The 18,560-nt window shown below is 58.8% G+C and carries 13 protein-coding genes; 8 read left to right on the top strand and 5 right to left on the bottom strand.

What is annotated here, in order from left to right:
• Positions 1–8 precede the first annotated feature (8 nt).
• A complete protein-coding gene (locus tag WDZ78_RS13765; protein WP_020011226.1) occupies positions 9–527 on the bottom strand; it encodes a hypothetical protein in 519 nt (172 codons plus the stop codon).
• A gap of 78 nt (positions 528–605) precedes the next feature.
• Between WDZ78_RS13765 and WDZ78_RS13760 the strand changes: the two genes are divergently transcribed.
• Positions 606–1,244 carry a trimeric intracellular cation channel family protein gene (locus WDZ78_RS13760; protein WP_425673331.1) on the top strand — a complete coding sequence of 213 codons (639 nt, stop codon included), beginning with the start codon at positions 606–608 and terminating at the stop codon, positions 1,242–1,244.
• A gap of 75 nt (positions 1,245–1,319) precedes the next feature.
• On the opposite strand, the gene irrA is transcribed toward WDZ78_RS13760, so the two are convergent.
• Entirely contained in the window at positions 1,320–1,739 is a 420-nt protein-coding gene (irrA, locus tag WDZ78_RS13755; protein WP_003507276.1) for an iron response transcriptional regulator IrrA, read from the bottom strand.
• 316 nt (positions 1,740–2,055) lie between these two features.
• Between irrA and fabA the strand changes: the two genes are divergently transcribed.
• From fabA to WDZ78_RS13730, 5 genes are all read left to right on the top strand, one after another.
• Entirely contained in the window at positions 2,056–2,571 is a 516-nt protein-coding gene (fabA, locus tag WDZ78_RS13750) for a 3-hydroxyacyl-[acyl-carrier-protein] dehydratase FabA (protein WP_003507274.1), read from the top strand.
• Between the two features lie 75 nt (positions 2,572–2,646).
• A complete protein-coding gene (gene fabB / locus WDZ78_RS13745) occupies positions 2,647–3,870 on the top strand; it encodes a beta-ketoacyl-ACP synthase I (RefSeq protein WP_020011229.1) in 1,224 nt (407 codons plus the stop codon).
• Positions 3,871–3,876: 6 nt separating this feature from the next.
• A complete protein-coding gene (gene fabI / locus WDZ78_RS13740; RefSeq protein ID WP_425673330.1) occupies positions 3,877–4,683 on the top strand; it encodes an enoyl-ACP reductase FabI in 807 nt (268 codons plus the stop codon).
• 189 nt (positions 4,684–4,872) lie between these two features.
• A complete protein-coding gene (locus tag WDZ78_RS13735; RefSeq protein WP_187772998.1) occupies positions 4,873–5,469 on the top strand; it encodes a TadE/TadG family type IV pilus assembly protein in 597 nt (198 codons plus the stop codon).
• Positions 5,466–6,059 carry a TadE/TadG family type IV pilus assembly protein gene (locus WDZ78_RS13730; protein ID WP_020011232.1) on the top strand — a complete coding sequence of 198 codons (594 nt, stop codon included), beginning with the start codon at positions 5,466–5,468 and terminating at the stop codon, positions 6,057–6,059. Before WDZ78_RS13735 ends, WDZ78_RS13730 begins: the two co-directional genes overlap by 4 nt.
• A 40-nt stretch (positions 6,060–6,099) precedes the next feature.
• On the opposite strand, the gene WDZ78_RS13725 is transcribed toward WDZ78_RS13730, so the two are convergent.
• From WDZ78_RS13725 to WDZ78_RS13715, 3 genes are all read right to left on the bottom strand, one after another.
• Positions 6,100–7,866, bottom strand: coding sequence for a diflavin oxidoreductase (locus WDZ78_RS13725; protein WP_425673329.1), 1,767 nt, complete (start codon positions 7,864–7,866; stop codon positions 6,100–6,102).
• A complete protein-coding gene (locus WDZ78_RS13720) occupies positions 7,863–13,364 on the bottom strand; it encodes a glutamate synthase-related protein (protein WP_425673328.1) in 5,502 nt (1,833 codons plus the stop codon). The genes WDZ78_RS13725 and WDZ78_RS13720 overlap by 4 nt, the downstream gene beginning before the upstream one ends.
• A 406-nt stretch (positions 13,365–13,770) precedes the next feature.
• Positions 13,771–15,099, bottom strand: coding sequence for an MFS transporter (locus WDZ78_RS13715; protein ID WP_020011236.1), 1,329 nt, complete (start codon positions 15,097–15,099; stop codon positions 13,771–13,773).
• 249 nt (positions 15,100–15,348) lie between these two features.
• Here WDZ78_RS13715 and cyoA point away from each other — a divergent pair, with 249 nt between their 5' ends.
• Positions 15,349–16,479 (top strand): ubiquinol oxidase subunit II, encoded by a 1,131-nt coding sequence (cyoA, locus tag WDZ78_RS13710; protein ID WP_051091646.1) that lies wholly within the window; start codon positions 15,349–15,351, stop codon positions 16,477–16,479.
• A 76-nt stretch (positions 16,480–16,555) separates the two neighbouring features.
• Positions 16,556–18,559 carry a cytochrome o ubiquinol oxidase subunit I gene (gene cyoB / locus WDZ78_RS13705; RefSeq protein ID WP_020011238.1) on the top strand — a complete coding sequence of 668 codons (2,004 nt, stop codon included), beginning with the start codon at positions 16,556–16,558 and terminating at the stop codon, positions 18,557–18,559.
• The last annotated feature ends 1 nt before the right edge of the window (position 18,560 follow it).

The following is an 18,560-nucleotide window of genomic DNA, read 5'->3' as shown; positions in this document are numbered from 1 at the left end:
CGTCGCCGTCACTTTCGCGAAATGGTAACGAATTTCGTGCCGCGCACCCGCACCGTCATCAGGCAGGGTTCCTTGTCGGTACGCTCGCAATAACGCGGATGCATCTTCAGCACGAAAACCATGTTGCCGAAACGCTTGATGAAATCATAACCGTAAATCCGGGCCGTAGCGATCATCAGATAACCGCCCTCTTTCACCTGGACGTAAAAATTATAGGGGCATCCCTCGTCATCGCAGGCACGGCCTTTTTCACCATCGCAATCGAGAACGCCATGATTGACGACGGCATCCATCAGCCCGTCATTGTTGATATCCAGCCGCGTGACGAAATCGTCGCCGAAGGCCGCCACCTTGCACTCGTTGCGGAAATGGTCCTTTTCATAAATCTCGGGGTCACTCACCAGCTGCTGCTGCGCCGATAGCGTCACCGGAAACGTCAAGAGAACCAGCGCCTGAAGAGCGGCAACGAGAGCGATTCGCACGGCATTTTCCTTTGCATCCGTTTCGGTTATGGATGTTGCGATCATCCGGGCGGCCAGCCTAGAGTTTAGTGCTTGCGCGACACTGACGTGTTCGCAGCCCGTGTTTCCGGGGGGAACCTTTTCATGACGCTTCTGGGTTTTCTCGATTATGCCGGCGTCGCCGTCTTTGCCGCAACCGGCGCGCTCGCCGCCTCGCGCAAGCAGCTCGACCTGATCGGCTTCCTGTTTTTCGCAGCCGCGACCGGCATCGGCGGCGGCACGGTGCGTGATCTCGTGCTGGGCAGGACGCCAGTGTTCTGGGTGATAAACCCTACCTATATCCTCGTCTGCGTCTCGGTGGCGGTGCTGCTGTTCTTTACCGCGCATCTGTTCGAATCCCGCTACCGGGTTTTGATCTGGCTCGATGCGCTCGGCCTGTCCGCTTATTGTGTGATGGGAGTAGCCAAGGGGCTTGCGGCCAGCGGCTCAGCAACCGTTGCCATCGTTACCGGCGTTTTGACGGCGACATTCGGTGGTGTGTTGCGCGATGTTCTCGCCGGGGAGCCTTCCGTTCTCCTGCGCCCGGAAATCTACATCACCTGCGCGCTTCTGGGCTCCTCCACCTTCATTGTCGTCTATTTTTTCGGCGCACCGCTTTATGCCGCATCAGCGGCGGGTTTCCTGACGGCATTTGGCATCCGGTCCGGTGCATTGATCTTCGGCTGGACTTTCCCGCCCTACAAGGCCAAGCCAGGCAGGCGGCCGGAGGATGTCATGAAGTGACATATAGAATGACTGCTGAAAACAGAAATGGCGCCCATGGGCGCCATTTTCACATCCGCTATCGGACAAAGAGCTTCAGCCACGCTTGCGGCGAAGGCGGATGACCACGTCCACATGGGCGATTTCCATGCCTTCGGGTGCTTCCGGCAGATTGTCGATCTGGAGATTGTTGACAGGAATATCGAGAACCTCGTTCTCGCCTTCCACGAAGAAGTGGTGGTGATCGGACACGTTGGTGTCGAAATAGGTGCGGGCACCTTCCACAGCGAGAACGCGGATGAGACCGGCTTCGGTGAACTGGTGCAGCGTGTTGTAAACCGTGGCGAGAGAAACGGGCACACCGGCGGTGACCGCCTCATCATGCAGTTCCTCGACCGTCAGGTGGCGATCGCCCTTTGCGAAGAGAAGATCACCCAAAGCCACACGCTGCCGCGTGGGGCGCAGCCCCGAGCGCCGCAGCCTTGTTCCGATATCCAATGTGGCGTCAAATGCCATGCAATCCCATTCCGAGCACAGGAGTAAAACTCATCAATTGCATTAGCATATATCTTTTGCAGCGAGCGCTTTCAATAGTTTCAGCGCCGTCAGGCGCGGCAAATGGCGGCAAACCGGCCATTCTTGCAAATTTCCTCTGGTTCCAGCCGGATGGTTCCTGTATGCGGACGGCATATTGAGGTAATGACTTCTGCAAAGAAGGTTCGAAGACAAAGAATGACGCCCGAGCGGCCTCTGCCCTTGCAGCGCTTCATTTTGAACCTAACTTGCTCTAGTGAAGTCGATCAACACCAGTAACTGGGGAAGTGAAAGCGGTATGGCAACGAGGCAATCAAGTTACAATTATGAGGAGATCCTGTCCTGCGGTCGCGGCGAATTGTTCGGCCCGGGAAATGCACAGCTCCCATTGCCCCCCATGCTCATGGTCCATCGCATTACTGAAATTTCCGAAACCGGCGGCGCCTTCGACAAGGGTTTCATCCGTGCCGAATACGATGTCAGCCCCGACGACTGGTATTTCCCCTGCCACTTTCAGGGCAACCCGATCATGCCGGGCTGCCTCGGCCTCGACGGCATGTGGCAGCTGACGGGTTTCTTCCTTGGCTGGCTGGGCGAAGAAGGCCGCGGCATGGCGCTTTCAACCGGCGAAGTGAAATTCAAGGGCATGGTTCGCCCTCACACGAAGCTTCTTCAATATGGTATTGATTTCAAGCGCGTGATGCGCGGCCGTCTGGTGCTCGGCACCGCCGACGGCTGGCTGAAGGCGGACGGCGAAACCATTTATCAGGCGACGGACCTGCGTGTAGGCCTGTCGAAGGAAAAGGCTGCCTGAGGCAGACGGAATAGTCCTGACAAACGCCGGGCGGCTTCGGTCGTCCAGCCGAAATCTTAAGAAAAGGTCCCTTTCATGAGACGAGTTGTTGTCACCGGCCTCGGTATTGTTTCTTCCATCGGCGGTGATGCCGCTGAAGTCACCGCATCCCTGCGCAATGCCAAATCCGGCATTTCATTCTCGCCGGATTTTGCCGAACACGGTTTCAAATGCCAGGTCTGGGGCAAGCCGTCTCTCGACCCGACCGATCTGGTCGACCGCCGCGCCATGCGCTTCCTGTCGCAGGGTGGCGCGTGGAACCATGTGGCCATGAAGCAGGCGATCGCCGATTCCGGTCTCGAAGAGAGCGATATCAGCGGCAATGAGCGCACCGGCATCATCATGGGTTCGGGCGGTCCTTCCACCCGCACCATCGTTGAAGCCGCCGATATCACGTTGAAGAACAACAGCCCGAAGCGCATCGGCCCCTTCGCCGTGCCGAAGGCCATGTCCTCCACAGCCTCCGCGACGCTCGCCACCTGGTTCAAGATCCACGGCGTCAACTATTCCATCTCGTCGGCCTGCTCCACCTCGGCGCATTGCATCGGCAACGCCGCTGAAATGATCCAGTGGGGCAAGCAGGACGTGATGTTTGCGGGCGGCCATGAGGATCTCGACTGGTCCATGTCCAACCTCTTCGACGCCATGGGCGCCATGTCGTCCAAATATAACGAGACGCCGGACGTTGCCTCGCGCGCCTATGACGTCAACCGTGACGGTTTCGTGATTGCCGGCGGTGCGGGCGTTCTGGTTCTCGAAGAACTGGAACATGCAAAGGCGCGCGGCGCCAAGATTTATGCCGAAATCGTCGGTTACGGCGCTACCTCCGACGGTTACGATATGGTGGCTCCCTCAGGCGAAGGCGCGATCCGCTGCATGCGGCAGGCGCTTTCTACCGTCAAGGGCGATATCGACTACATCAACACCCACGGCACCTCGACGCCGGTTGGCGACAGCAAGGAAATCGGCGCGATCCGGGAAGTCTTCGGCGACAAGATCCCGCATATCCAGTCGACCAAGTCGCTCACCGGCCACTCGCTGGGCGCTGCGGGCGTGCAGGAATCGATCTACGGCCTGTTGATGATGCAGGAACGCTTCATCGGCGAAAGCGCGCATATTTCCGAACTCGATCCCGAATTTGCGGGTGTTCCGATCGTTCGCAGCCGCATCGACAACGCCAAGATCGACACCATCCTTTCCAACTCCTTCGGCTTCGGCGGCACCAACGCCACGCTCGTCTTCCAGCGTCATAACGGATAATTGCCAATGAACGGCATCATGCAGGGTAAACGCGGCCTCATCATGGGCGTCGCAAACAATCACTCGATCGCCTGGGGTATCTCCAAGGCGCTTGCGGCGCAGGGCGCGGAACTCGCCTTCACCTATCAGGGCGAAGCGCTCGGCAAGCGTGTGAAACCGCTCGCCGCCGAACTCGGCTCCGATTTCATCGTACCATGCGATGTCGAGGATATCGCCTCGGTCGACGCCCTGTTTGCAACGATCCGCGAAAAATGGGGCTCGCTGGATTTTATCGTCCACGCCATCGGCTTTTCCGACAAGAATGAGCTGAAGGGTCTCTACGCGGATACGACGCGGGAGAACTTCAGCCGCACCATGGTCATTTCCTGTTTCTCCTTCACGGAAATCGCCAAGCGCGCCGCCGAACTGATGACGAACGGCGGCTCTATGCTCACACTGACCTACAATGGTTCGCAGCGCGTCATTCCGAACTACAACGTCATGGGTGTCGCCAAGGCGGCGCTTGAGGCCTCCGTTCGCTATCTCGCCGCGGATTACGGTCCACGCGATATCCGCGTCAACGCTATCTCGGCTGGCCCGGTGCGTACACTGGCGGGCGCCGGCATCTCGGATGCGCGGGCGATCTACGCATGGAACCAGAAAAACGCGCCGCTTCGGCGGACGGCGGATATCGATGATATCGGCGGATCGGCACTTTACCTGCTGTCCAGTCTGTCGCGCGGTGTTACCGGCGAGTGCCACTATGTCGACTGCGGTTATAACATCACCTCCACGCCGACGCTGGAGGTTCTCTCCAGAGCGGATGCGGAATAATCGCTCATTTTCAGTTTCGACAAGAGCCCGGCCATGTGCCGGGCTTTTATATTGCGGGTCGTATCAATTTCGGAAATCACTAAAGTATAATTCGTTGGAGTAACTGAATTTAAACATCGGGGTGGTTATGGTCCGCAACAAATTCAACGGTTGCGCTTGCCGCATATTCTTAGAGATAGACACCACCTCATGCGACTGGCCAGACTGAAGCCATTGCTGGAAAAATTCGGAGTCTCGCGCGACGGGACAGCGGCCATCGAGTTCGCAATCCTCGCCATCCCCTATTTTCTTGTTGTTTTTGCGATCATCGAAACCTTCATCGCCATGATGGCTGAACAGGTGGTCGTCAATGCCACTGAAAACATGGCCCGGCGTCTGAGGACCGGACAGATAAGCAGTTCGATTTCCAAGGAAGACTTCCGAAGAAACTTCTGCAATGAAGTCTCTGTGATGATCACCTGCTCGGCAGATGAGATCCAAAAAGAACAGAAACTTTATGTCGACCTGCGCTCCTTCACCACCTTCAAGGATATCCCGACCAAGATACCCCTGAAGGCCTATGGCGAATATTACGACCTCGACACGGCTCAATTCGGCTTCAAGCCGGGCGGACCTGAGACCATTAACATGTTGCGCGTCTATTATCGCTGGCGTGTGGTCGCCGATATCATCCGGCCATACCTGACCAAAGTACGTCCGGCCGACGGATCGATGCCCTCACATTTCCTTATCGTCGCGACAAGTGCGTTCATGAACGAGAAATACATCACGAGCGGGGGCTTATGATGGCGGGACTGATATCCGGTGCAGCAAACAGCAAGCGGCGCTTGATGGCGCTCGTTTCGCGCTTTGCCAAAGACAAGCGCGGCGTGGGCGCGGTGGAGTTCGCGATCCTCTTTCCGATATTGCTCGCGCTTTATCTGACCTCGTTCGAATTGACGATCGGCTATAACACCTACAAGCGCGCGAGCAGCGCCACTGCCACGATCAACGACCTGATATCGAAAACAGGTTCTGTCGACAAAGCCTATCTTACAGGCATGCAGGATGTTGCAGCCGCAGTGTTTGCGCCCTACAGCACAAAGGGTCTGCAACTGAAGATCAGCGGCATCAAGATCGACGCGCAAAAACAGGCGAAAATTACCTGGTCCTGGGATGAGAAGAATCTGAGACCCTATGCGGTGGGGTCACTGGTCACCGTTCCAACCCGCCTGCTGCAGGAAAACACCTTTCTCATCCATGTCGAACTTTCCATCCCGCATGAATTGCTGATGTTCATGCCCGACGTAACCTCCTCCGGAGTGAAATCAATCACGATCGGTCGGGACTATTTCTTCAAGCAACGTGACGCCGAGACCGCCTGCACCAATTGCTGAGCCAATCAGCGCACTGAGGGCGGCCTCCTTATCAAGACGCCTAATAGACATCGCGTAGATAGCGTTTTTCGCGCTTCAGCCGGTTCACATAATCGCTTACCGCTTCGGCAGAAATGCCGGCCTCATCGCTGATGATGCCGTGCAGGGTATCATCGACATCTTTCGCCATGCGGGTCGCATCGCCGCACACGTAGAAATAACCGCCCTCTTCAAGCCATTGATAGAGCGCCTTGCCGTTCTGCCGCATGCGGGTCTGGACATAGATCTTCTCCGCCTGATCTCGCGAAAAGGCGAGGTCGAGACGGGTCAGCACACCGTCGCGGCTCATGTCGGCAAGTTCATTTTCATAGATGAAGTCCGACTGCCGGTGCTGATCACCGAAAAACAGCCAGTTCTTGCCCTTGGCGCCGCGCGCCTGCCGTTCCTGCAAAAATGCCCGGAAGGGCGCGATACCCGTGCCCGGTCCCACCATGATAACAGGCGCATCATTGTCCTGCGGCACACGGAATGACTTGTTCGGCGAGACGAAAATTCCGGCATTCCGCCCAGCCTCCACCCGGTCGGCGAGATAGGTGGAGCACACGCCGCCACGCTCACGGCCCTCGGCTCGATAACGAACGCTGGCAATCGTCAGATGCACACTGTTTTTCGCAACCAGGGGGCTGGAGGAGATGGAATAGGCCCGGTGCTGCAGCGGCTTCAGGAACGTCAAGAATTCGGCGACATCAAATAGCGGCTTTCCACCGAGATTGATGAGATCGAGAATATCCTTGCTCCAGAGAAAGGCCGCCAGCTGTTCCCTGTCTCCGTTTGCAATGATGTGGTTGAGTTCTTCATGCCCCGCACGCTTGCCGATTTCGGCAACCAGTTCGCGCGAGGGAGTCGATATCTCGAACATGTTGAGAAGCGCATCACCAACCGGCCGGTCCAGCCCGGCCACTTCGCTGTCTGCAGCTGCTCCGAAATGTTCGAGCAGCGCGCCGGCAAGTTTCGGGTCGTTGAGGGGTAGGACGCCCAGAGCATCACCCGCCTCATAGCCGAGGCCGCTTTCGCCGAGATCGAATTCGTAGTGACGAATCTCCTTGGACGAACCGGAGCCGGACAGGCGGCGATTGACGCTCACCTCGGCCGAATAGGGATTCTTGCGGTTCCAGCCCTGTTTTGCCGGCACGGTCGGTTCGGCGGCATCGGGCATGACGGCTGCCGCATTGCCGCCATCGACAGCAAGCGCAAGCGGCAGGGCCTCTCCGATCCATGCGGCGGCCGCATCCTCGAAGTCGATATCGCAGTCGATACGCGTCTTCATCCGCTTGCCGCCAAGTTGCTCGAACCGCATATCGATGAGCTTGCCCGCCTGGCAGAAGCCGTCATAACCGGTATCGCCGAGCGCAAGGACGGCAAAATTCATCTCGTCCAGACGCGGGGCGGTATCCGCGGCAAGCGCTTCCCAGAAAAGCTGGGCATTGTCAGGCATTTCACCTTCGCCGTAAGTCGAGGTGACGACGATGACCCGCTTCATGACACTGAGACCGTCCATCGAGACATCATCCAGCGCAGCCACCACCGGCCGCATGCCCTGCGCACGCGCTACGACGGCGATATCCATCGCTAAGGCCTCGGCATTGCCAGTCTGTGTGCCGAAGAGAATATTCAGCACGCTCGTCGCCGCCTTCGGGGCAGCGGCGGCAACAGATGTTTCCAGACCTATGGCGGCGCGGGAATGGAGCCCGGCCAGAAAACCGGAAAGCCATGCGCGCTGATCACCATTGAAGGGCGCATCTTCGGGAATATAAGGTATCTTCATCATGCTGCCCTGTGGCTGGATGCAATGGCGAGGTCGGGAATGGCGCGGGCCGCGAAAAGCTCCTCGAAGCCCGGCAGGCGGCCGATCTTCTCGATGTTTTTCCGGTTCTGCTTGATGATCCAGCCATAGGTGCCGGGACTGTCCACCGACCAGATGTTGCGGCGCGCCAGCGCCTGCTTGTAATCGTCGAGCCGCTTGGCGGCGATCATCACTGCAAGCTGTTCGTCGCTATGGTCGGAAAGCGCCTCGCGCGCATATTTCAGCAGCCGCTGCATCAGCGCATAATCTTCCGTGAGGATGAGATTGCGCACGGCTTTTTCGACGGCGGGATCAGAAGGGCCGGATGCCAGCGGCAGCCGTTGCAGGGCGATGGCCTGCGCCATGCTCAACACCGTGTAGTTGTTGAGAAGCGCATACATGTCCTCCGTGTCCGTCTCGCCATAACCCGGTACGGTTCCGTTCACAACGGCCCTACGGTCGCGGTAAGCGAGCTTGAACTTCCGCACCTGATGGGCGGCAAGCGCAGATGCCAGTTCCTCCAGCAGCTCCTTGCGGGGCTTCGCCTTCAGAATTTCATCGCTATCCTGATAAAGCAGCAGGGCGCGCGGCATGCCATAGACGAAATTGTGCTGTTCGCTCTCCCAGTTTTCCAGCAGCCATGCGGCCTTGGCCGAGCCGGTCTCTGCGACATGCCAGGTCAAAAGCTGGTGGACGGCCTGATTGTGGATCGCGGCCTGTTCGTCCTCACCGGTGATCGAACCGAGCAGGATCGAATCGTGGCTGACCTTCTTCGGCAGATCGCCATAGGGATCATACTGATAGACGAAACCGCCGCTCATGCCGTTGCCGAAACCCTTGCCGAAACTGCCAAGGTTGAGCACCGCGCCATTGGTCATGTATTCGCAGGCGAAATCGCCCACGCCTTCGACCACGGCGGTCGCACCGGAATTGCGCACTGCGAAACGGTCACCGGCCTGCCCTTCCACGAAGGTGCGGCCGCCGGTGGCGCCGAACAGCGCGAAATTGCCGACCAGCACATTGCCGCCTGCCTCTTCCGATCCACCGCCGGGAGAGCGCACGACGATGGTGCCACCACAGGCGCTTTTGCCGACGCCGTCATTGCAGGTGCCGGTATGGACCATAATCATGCCGTCATTGCAGAAAGCGCCGAAGGATTGCCCGGCCGACCCTGAAGTATCGATGCGCACCGACCCAGCCTCAAGGAACCGGCGGCCACGGCTATCCCGCTTCACCGCCGGAAGCGCATCCACCTCTTCATCGGAAAGCTCATGGTTCAGCATGCGCTCGATATCAACGGCGAGCTGGCCGCCAACGCTCTTGTTGCAATTATTGAGGAAACGATTGCCGCCAAGCTCGATGTTTTCCCGTCTGCTGTCGATCAGAGCCGAGCGCACGAGTTCGATGAAGGCATCATCAAGCGCGAAGTCTTTTTCCATATAGACAGGGCTGTCGATCTTCACCTCTTCGACCACGGCAAGCATCGCCCGGAGGTCAAGCTGGCCGACGCTGGCCGGATGATCGAGAAGGTGAAGAAGATCGGAACGGCCCCGGGCCTCACGCAGCGAGCGCAGCCCGAGTGTGGCCAGAATCTCGCGCGTTTCATGGGCGATGTTCATGAGATATTGCGCCAGCGCGCGCGGATCGCCGTTGAAAGCTTCCTGATTGGTGGTGAGGCCGGCGGGGCACTTGATGTTGCAGTTCTTCGCCATCACGCATTTCAGCATCATCAGCGCCGTGGTGCCGAACTCGAAACTGTCGCCGCCGAGAAGTGCTGATTTCACCACATCGCTCGCCGTCTGGTGCGCACCGGAGCAACGCAGCAGAACCTTGGCGCGGAGGCCCGTGGCGCAAAGCGCCTGATGCACTTCTGCGATACCGATTTCCGCCGCACGGCCGGTATATTTGAGGCTGGTGACGGCCGCAGCCCCCGTTCCGCCGGTATTGCCGGCGACATTGATGACATCCGCACCTGCCTTGGCGACTCCGACCGCAATCGTGCCGATGCCTTCCGACGAGACCAGCTTGACGATGACGCGCACGCGCGCCGCCTTGGCGTCGTGGATAAGCTGGGCCAGATCCTCGATCGAATAGGTATCATGATGCGGCGGCGGCGAGACAAGCTCGACACCGGGAGTGCCGCCACGCGCGGCGGCGATTTCCACCGTCACCTTGGGAGACGGCAATTGCCCGCCCTCGCCGGGCTTTGCGCCCTGGCCGATCTTGATCTCGATTTCCTCCAGCATCGGATCGGCAAGATAACCGGCCCAGACACCGAAGCGGCCCGAGGCGAACTGCTTGATGCGCGAGGCGCGGATGGTGCCGTAACGGGAGATATGCTCGCCGCCCTCACCCGAATTGGACATGCCGCCGACCATATTGGTGCCATGCGCCACCGCCTCATGGGCAGCCGCGACCAGTGCGCCATGGCTCATGGCGCCCGATGCGAGGGTCTTTGTGATCTCACTGGCTTTCTGCACGGCATCAAGCGGAATGCCTGCCGGCGCGGTATGGATGAGAGAAAGGTAGGTAAATGCCTCACCCTTCGCCTGAACCAGCAGCGCGCCCCCTTCCAGCCAATGGCCGGGGATATCAGTTCCGAAGCGGTCGAGCAATGACTGGCCGAGTGCGGCAAGCCGGGCAAGTTCATGACCGTGCGGGCCGGTCAATTGCAGCCGGAACGCACCGTCTCCCGCGCTCTCGCAAAGCAATCCGCGCACCATGAAACTGTTATTGCCATGCCGGGAAAAGCGACCCATTTCCCGGCGGAATTCTTCTGCCGAACCGGCGAAAGTCACATCGGCCGGCAATTCCAGAACATCGCGCAGGGCGGCGGGACGGCGCGCCCTTTCTTCGGCCATCATGCGGGCGAAGGCACGGTAACCAGGCGTTACCTCGAAGGCGTCGATCGCCTCCGGGGTCAGCCGGTCGAAGCTGTTGTGATAATAGGCCGCATCGTTGAGACCGAAAGCGTCTTCCAGCCGGTTGAGCGGCAGGAGGCGCAGTGCCTCTTCATTGTCGGTTCCCTTGTCGAAACCGATCTTTTCCTCCGTCATGTCCACAAAACCGCGAACGGCCGTCGTGCCATAGGAATGGCCGGCACCTTCGGCGCGCTCCTTGAAAAGACCGAGCAGGGGAATGTCATTTTCCCCCTTCACGGAAAGCGCCTTCCGATGCCAATCGGCCACCGCCTGCGCGATGACGGCGAAATTGACGCCGCCGACCGGGGTCTTCACATTCGGGAAATAGCACTTCAGCACCGGATCGTTGGTATCGAGGAAGTTCGGTTCGAAGAACTCGCCGCCGATATAGCTTTCCGCCGTGCACAGCCCGACCTTGCCCATGGTCTTCATCAGCGACTTTTCAGCCGCCTTGGCGAAACGCTTGAAGGCCTTGTCGGCATCAGCACCAAATTTCTCCTCCGCGCGGAATTGCACGCCGAGCGGATAGACGGCCGAAGCGCCGAAGCCGAGGCTCGCCGCAATGTGATGCGAGGAGGAAAACTGCCCGCTTTCAACGATCAGCGAAACACGCAACCGCAGACCTTCTTCAATCAGTCGCTGATTGATGGCGGAGACGACCATGATCATAGGCAAAGCCGCGCGGCCTGCCGAGACATGCCGATCGGTGATGACGGCAATCCCGCCTTCCTGCGCCGCGAAAACCACGACCTCGTCGCAGAGACCGTCGATTGCCTGCCGCAAGGCCGCTTCGTTGGCATCTGCGACATCGAGGACTGGCGTATAGAGCATCTCGAAACGGCGAACCGGCGTCTCGGGCTGTTCACGAATGCGCAGCATATCGAGGTGGGTCAGGATCGGCGAGCGCACGACGATCTGGCGAGCCTTCTTCGCGCCGCTGTTCGGCTTTGCACCGAGAGCGACGCGCAGCGTCATGCCGTCGGCCTCGCGAATGCTGTCGAGCGGCGGGTTGGTGACCTGCGCAAAACGTTGCGAGAAATATTTGGCAACCCCGCCTTCCTGATCGGAGAGCGCGTTGATGGCGTTGCCATAACCCATGGCCGAGATTTTTTCCGCGCCCGACGCCAGCATCGGGTCCATCAGGAACTTGAAGCTTTCCTGATTGTGCGAATAGGCGACGTAACGCTGATGCCGTTCCAGATCGCCATTGTAACGAAGCGGCGAGCCCTGCTTTTCGGCGGACACTTCTGGTAAATCATCAAGCATTACCCGGGATTCAGACAGCAGCGCCGGATAGTCCCTCCGCGCTGCCAGAAGCTCCAACGCCTCGACGGTGGAAAAGGCGCGACGTTCGGCGTGGTCGTAATAAAGCATGCCGCCCGCCTCGATGCGGCCGCGGCGGATGACGCTTTCGGCCGGAAAGGCGATCTGCCCCGCCTCCGACATGACGCAGAGATAATCCTCCGTCTCGACGGTGCGCAGCGGGCGCAGGCCGAGGCGATCGAGACGGGCGCCGATGATGGTGCCGTCGCCGAAAATCAGCGCGGCCGGGCCGTCATTCTTCTCTTCATAGAGCGAGAAATATTCCAGCATCGCCTTCACGCCGGGCGACAGGGTGTCGTCGTTTTCCCATGCCGGCGGCATCATCGAGACGACGGCGGTGACGAGGTCGAGACCATCCTCCATCACCCGCGCCTGCAAGGTCTGGTCCAGCCGGCAGCTGTCCGACTGGCCCTTGGGCCTGACGATGCTGGCATTCTTCGCCAGCGCCACGGCCGCTTCCGACAACCGGTTCTTCTTGTCGGTGTTGAGCTCACCATTATGCGCCATCAGGCGGAAAGGCTGCGCCATGGAGGGGTGTGGATCGGTATTGGTTGAAAACCGCGTGTGGAAATACATCGTATGCACTTCATGGCGCGGATCGGTGAGGTCGCAGAAATAGGGCATGACCTCGTGCGAGTTCAGACGCCCTTTGAGCACCTGCGTCCGCGCACTGAGCGATAGCGGATAAAAACCGGTGAGTTCCGGCACCGTATAGGCAAGCGCTTCAATGGCAAGCAGCGCCTTGTGGATGCGCCAGTCGAATTCGACGAGAGTTGCGCATTCCACTGGAGCCGAAAAAACCCATTGCCGGATCGGCAACTGGTAAGGGATGGCAGCCGGGCGGAGGGCCGCGTCATTTACCGGCACATCGCGGACGATGAGGATCGAAAACCCCTGCTGCTGCAGCGCGCTGCCGATAATGCCAACCGCCTGTTCATGGAAAGCTGGGTTCTGCGGCAGGAAAAAATTGCCGACGCCAAACCGGCCGGCCTGCAAGGTATCGTTGCCCGTCAGCTTCTGGAAAAAGGAGAGCGAGATGTCGAGCGACACGCCGGCACCGTCACCGACACCTTCCGCCGACATGCCGCCGCGATGCGGCACGGCACAGAGCGCCTCGTGGCCGCGCTTCAATACATCATGTGTCTGCACGCCATCCTTGCGGGTGATGAAACCGACGCCACAGCTGCTTTTTTCAAAAGCGGCATCGTAAAGGCCGAATTTTTGCTCCGTCACACTCAAGGCACTCTCCTCTCGTTGCGCATTTCGCGCGGCATCACCCTCGTTTCCCGAAATCCGGCGCGGCAACCGGCACTCTGCGGGCGGAGCCGCAGGCGACCTGGCTGCTCCTCTTCTTCTGCTTATCGGCGTTTAATGGCGCGAACGGTCGTTTTGCGGCCGGCAAACGGCGTGGCGGCGATGGCCGCTTTCTCGCAAATAATGATCGTCGTCGTTCGCATCGCGTTCCCTGATGGCCGACTTTCCGGCGGTGAGATACACTGAATTATGTCAGTAGTGCTTACATAATATTTCATGATCGACCGAGTCAAGATTAAAATCGGCCTTGCGCAATAAAAAAACAAAAACGCCGCGAAATCCGACAGGATTCCGCGGCGCGATGGCTGCAGGGATTTTTAAATTGCCGAGATCACTCAGACGGCATGTCCAGCGTACGGCTGAACCAGAGGGCAATCAGGGTACAAAGAGCGCCCGACATCAGATAGATGCCAACCGCGAAAAGGCCGAATTTGGACGAAAATCCGAGTGCGACAAGCGGTGCGAAACCAGCGCCGATCAGCCAGGAAATATCCGAGGTGAGCGATGCGCCGGTATAGCGGTATTCACGGCTGAAGCGGGAGGCGAGCGCACCACCCGCCTGACCGAAGGACAGACCCAGCAACGAGAAGCCGATCAACACGAACAGATAGCGACCGATATCGCCCGAACTCAGGAGAACGGGGGCCACGAGGCTGAAGAGCCCGATCAGCACCGCCGCGACAGCCAGGAGCTTCCGCCGGCCGATCCTGTCGGCCAGTATGCCTGAAACCACGATCATGCCGCCGGCGATGATGGCGCTGACGAATTGCACGAACAGAAAATCCGAGACACGCTGGCTGGTGTTGAGCGAAACCCAGCTCAGCGGAAAGACCGTGACGAGATGGAAGAGCGCAAAGCTCGCCAGCGGCACGAAGGCACCCGTGGCGACCACCGGAAACTGCGAACGCAGCATCTTGAACATCGGGCGCGGCTCCAGTTCATGCTGTTCAAGCATGGCCTGGAATTCCGGTGTCACGATCATGCGCAGGCGGGCAAAGAGCGCGAGCACATTGAGCGCCAGCGCCACGAAGAAGGGGAAACGCCAGCCCCAGGCGAGGAATTCCGCATTGGAAAGCTGCGTCACGAACACGATGAAGAAAGCGCTGGCGAGACCGAAACCCATGGCCGCGCCAATTTGCGGCATCATGGCGTACCAGCCGCGCTGCTTGGGCGGTGCATTCATGGCGAGCAATGAGACGAGGCCATCCCATGCGCCGCCAAGTCCAAGGCCTTGGCCGATACGGAATACCGCCAGAAGACAGGGGGCAAGCATGCCCGCTTCCGCATAGGACGGAAGAAAGCTGATCGCCATGGTGGAACCACAGAGCGTGAAGAGGGCGGCCATCAGCTTCACGGCGCGTCCGAATTTGCGGTCGATCTGGAGGAAGATCAGCGAGCCGATCGGCCTTGCGATAAAGGCCAATGAGAAAACCGCGAAGGAATAGAGCGTGGCCGTCAGCGGATCGACGAAGGAAAAGAAGACATGCGGGAAAACGAGCGCGGAGGCGATGGCATAGATGAAAAAGTCAAAAAACTCCGTCATTCTCGCGAGAATGACTGCAATCGTGATGCGATCCGGATCGACCTTGACGGGACCGGCCCCATGTCCGTTCGCTTCCGGCGCCTGCCCAAAGGATGGAGCAGCATTCGTATAACTCATAATATCCCTCCTGCGTCATGGACGAACCATTTCATGTAACGCGCCGGCTCCTCTTCCGTTGCGTTACGATGCGACGGATTGTCACACGCACCCTACGTAACGTCAATTGAAGTTTGGCAATAAAGGGTTGCCCAGTCAGCCGACCATGCGATAATGCACACGCTCCGTCCTCAAACGCAGCTCTGCCCGAGACATGGTGCATCGCGAAGGTTTCGCTGCACCGCGACAATATACCTCATTTGAAAAATGATGTTCGGCAATTATTCGCGGCATAATCCAAACTGTACGAGTTCAAAGAACGTGCGCACGATCAAAAAAATCCTATCCGCCCTTCTGGCAATCCCGGCTCTGCTGCTTCTCAGCGGCTGTAACCTCGTGGTGATGAACCCTTCGGGCGATGTCGCCATTCAGCAGCGCGACCTCATCATCACGTCCACGGTTCTGATGCTGCTCATCATCGTCCCGGTCATTGCCCTGACGCTGTTCTTCGCATGGAAGTATCGCGAATCGGGGAAAGCCGAGGATTATGATCCCGAGTGGCACCACTCCACGCGCCTTGAAATGGTGATCTGGTCGGCTCCGGTCGCCATCATCCTGATGCTCGGCACCGTGACCTGGATTTCCACCCACCGTCTCGACCCCTACCGCCCGCTGGAACGTATCGATGAGAACCGCCAGGTGACCGCCGACATCAAGCCGATTACCGTCGAAGTGGTGGCTATGGATTGGAAGTGGCTGTTCTTCTACCCCGAACTTGGCATCGGCAGCGTCAATGAATTCGCCGCTCCGGTCGATGTTCCGATCAATTTCAAGATCACCGGCACGACCGCGATGAACTCCTTCTTCGTTCCAGCGCTCGCCGGCCAGATCTACGCCATGGGCGGCATGCAGACCAAGCTGCACGCGGTCATCAACAAGGAAGGCGTTTATGACGGCTTCTCGGCCAACTTCTCCGGCCCCGGCTTCTCCCACATGCGCTTCAAGTTCCATGGTCTGAGCCAGCAGGGCTTCGACCAGTGGGTTGCGAAGGCGAAGGAAGGCGGCAAGGGCTTCGGCCGGCAGGAATATCTGGAATTCGCCAAGCCTTCCGAGCGTGAGCCCGTGCAATATTTCGCTTCGGTCGATCCGGAACTCTACAGCGCCATCCTCAACCGCTGCGTCGAACCGAACAAGCTCTGCATGCGCGACATGATGCATATCGACGCCAATGGCGGCGGCGGCAAGGAAGGTATCGACATCGCCAAGGCGCTGAACTCGGTCGTTTGCACACCGCTTGCGCCTTATGGCGTCGCCAGCGGTCCTCAATCCACTCCGGCTGCCATCGAAGGTCAGACTTTCGAGCCTGCGGCGCTGCCGGAAAAGAAACAAGTCGCTGGCTGACGGATACGTCCCGGCATTATGCGGCGCGGCCAATGGCTGCGCCGATCTTATGTCTTAGAATCGCAAGAGGCTAAAAATGATCGTCAATTCCGATCAAACGTCGTTCCTGTTCGGGAAGCTGACATGGGAGTCCATCCCGCTTCACGAGCCCATTCTTGTCGCGACTTTCGCGGCTGTGGCTCTGGGCGGCATCGCCGTCGTCGGCGCCCTCACCTATTTCCGCCTGTGGGGCTATCTCTGGAATGAATGGTTCACGAGCATCGATCACAAGAAGATCGGTATCATGTACATCATTCTGGCGCTGGTCATGCTGTTGCGCGGCTTCGCCGACGCGATCATGATGCGCGTTCAGCAGGCGATCGCGTCGGGCGGATCGGAAGGTTACCTTCCGCCCCACCATTACGACCAGATTTTCACGGCCCATGGCGTTATCATGATCTTCTTCATGGCCATGCCGATGATCACGGGTCTCATGAACTTCGTCGTGCCGCTGCAGATCGGCGCCCGCGACGTTTCGTTCCCCTTCCTCAACAATTTCTCCTTCTGGATGACCACGGCCGGCGCCGTCATCACCATGATCTCGCTGTTCATCGGTGAATATGCGCAGACCGGCTGGCTCGCCTATCCGCCGCTTTCCGGTATCGACGGCAGTCCGGGTGTGGGTGTGGACTATTACATCTGGGGTCTGCAGATCGCCGGTGTGGGAACGACGCTATCGGGCATCAACCTGATCGTGACGATCATCAAGATGCGCGCCCCTGGCATGACCATGATGCGCCTGCCGATCTTCGTCTGGACGTCGCTGTGTTCGAACATCCTGATCGTGGCCTCCTTCCCGATCCTGACCGGCACGCTCGCCCTTCTGACCCTTGACCGTTACGTTGGCACGAATTTCTTCACCAACGATCTCGGCGGCAACCCGATGATGTATGTCAACCTCATCTGGATCTGGGGCCATCCTGAAGTTTACATCCTGGTGCTGCCGGCCTTCGGCGTCTTCTCGGAAATCGTCTCGACCTTCTCCAACAAGCGTCTTTTCGGTTATGCCTCGATGGTCTATGCGACGGGTGTCATCACCATCCTCGCCTATATCGTGTGGCTGCACCACTTCTTCACCATGGGTTCCGGCGCAAGCGTCAACGCTTTCTTCGGCATCACCACGATGATCATATCGATCCCGACCGGTGCGAAGATCTTCAACTGGCTCTTCACCATGTACAAGGGCCGCATCAAGTTCGACGTTCCGATGCTGTGGACGATCGGTTTCATGATCACCTTCGTCATCGGCGGCATGACCGGCGTTCTTCTCGCCGTTCCGCCTGCGGACTTCGTGCTCCACAACTCGCTGTTCCTCATCGCCCACTTCCACAACACCATCATCGGTGGCGTGGTGTTCGGTGTGCTTGCGGGCATCGTCTACTGGTTCCCCAAGGCCTTCGGTTATCGTCTCGATCCGTTCTGGGGCAAGCTGTCCTTCTGGTTCTGGTTCATCGGCTTCTATTTCGCCTTCATGCCGCTCTATATTCTCGGCCTGATGGGCATTACCCGCCGTATCAGCCAGTTCGAGGATAATTCCCTGCAGATCTGGTTCCTCATCGCCGCCTTCGGCGCCTTCCTGATCGCGCTCGGCATCGCCTCCTTCGTCATCCAGCTCATCGTCAGCTTCCTCAATCGCGAAAAGCTGCGCGACGTGACCGGCGATCCCTACAACGGCCGTACGCTGGAATGGTCGACCTCGTCGCCGCCGCCGGCCTACAACTTCGCCTTCACGCCCGTTGTGCATGACGTCGACGCCTGGGCGGACATGAAGAAGCGCGGTTACAACCGTCCCAAGGAAGGCTTCATCCCGATCCATATGCCGAAGAACACCGGCGCAGGCGTTATCATCAGCGCCATCAGCGTGGTTCTCGGCTTTGCGTTGGTGTGGCACATCTGGTGGCTTGCGGCTCTGTCCATGCTCGCCATCATCGCGGTCTCCATCGCCCATACCTTCAACTACAATCGCGATTACTACATTCCTGCCTCCGACGTTTCGACGGTCGAGGCGGAACGTACGAAGCTGCTTGCTGAACAGGCGTAAC

This window comes from Agrobacterium sp. M50-1, from assembly GCF_049843495.1.
GTDB classification, from domain to species: domain Bacteria; phylum Pseudomonadota; class Alphaproteobacteria; order Rhizobiales; family Rhizobiaceae; genus Agrobacterium; species Agrobacterium radiobacter.
The sequence above is the reverse complement of the archived record's forward strand: the minus strand, read 5'-3'. Positions and strand labels throughout refer to the sequence as shown.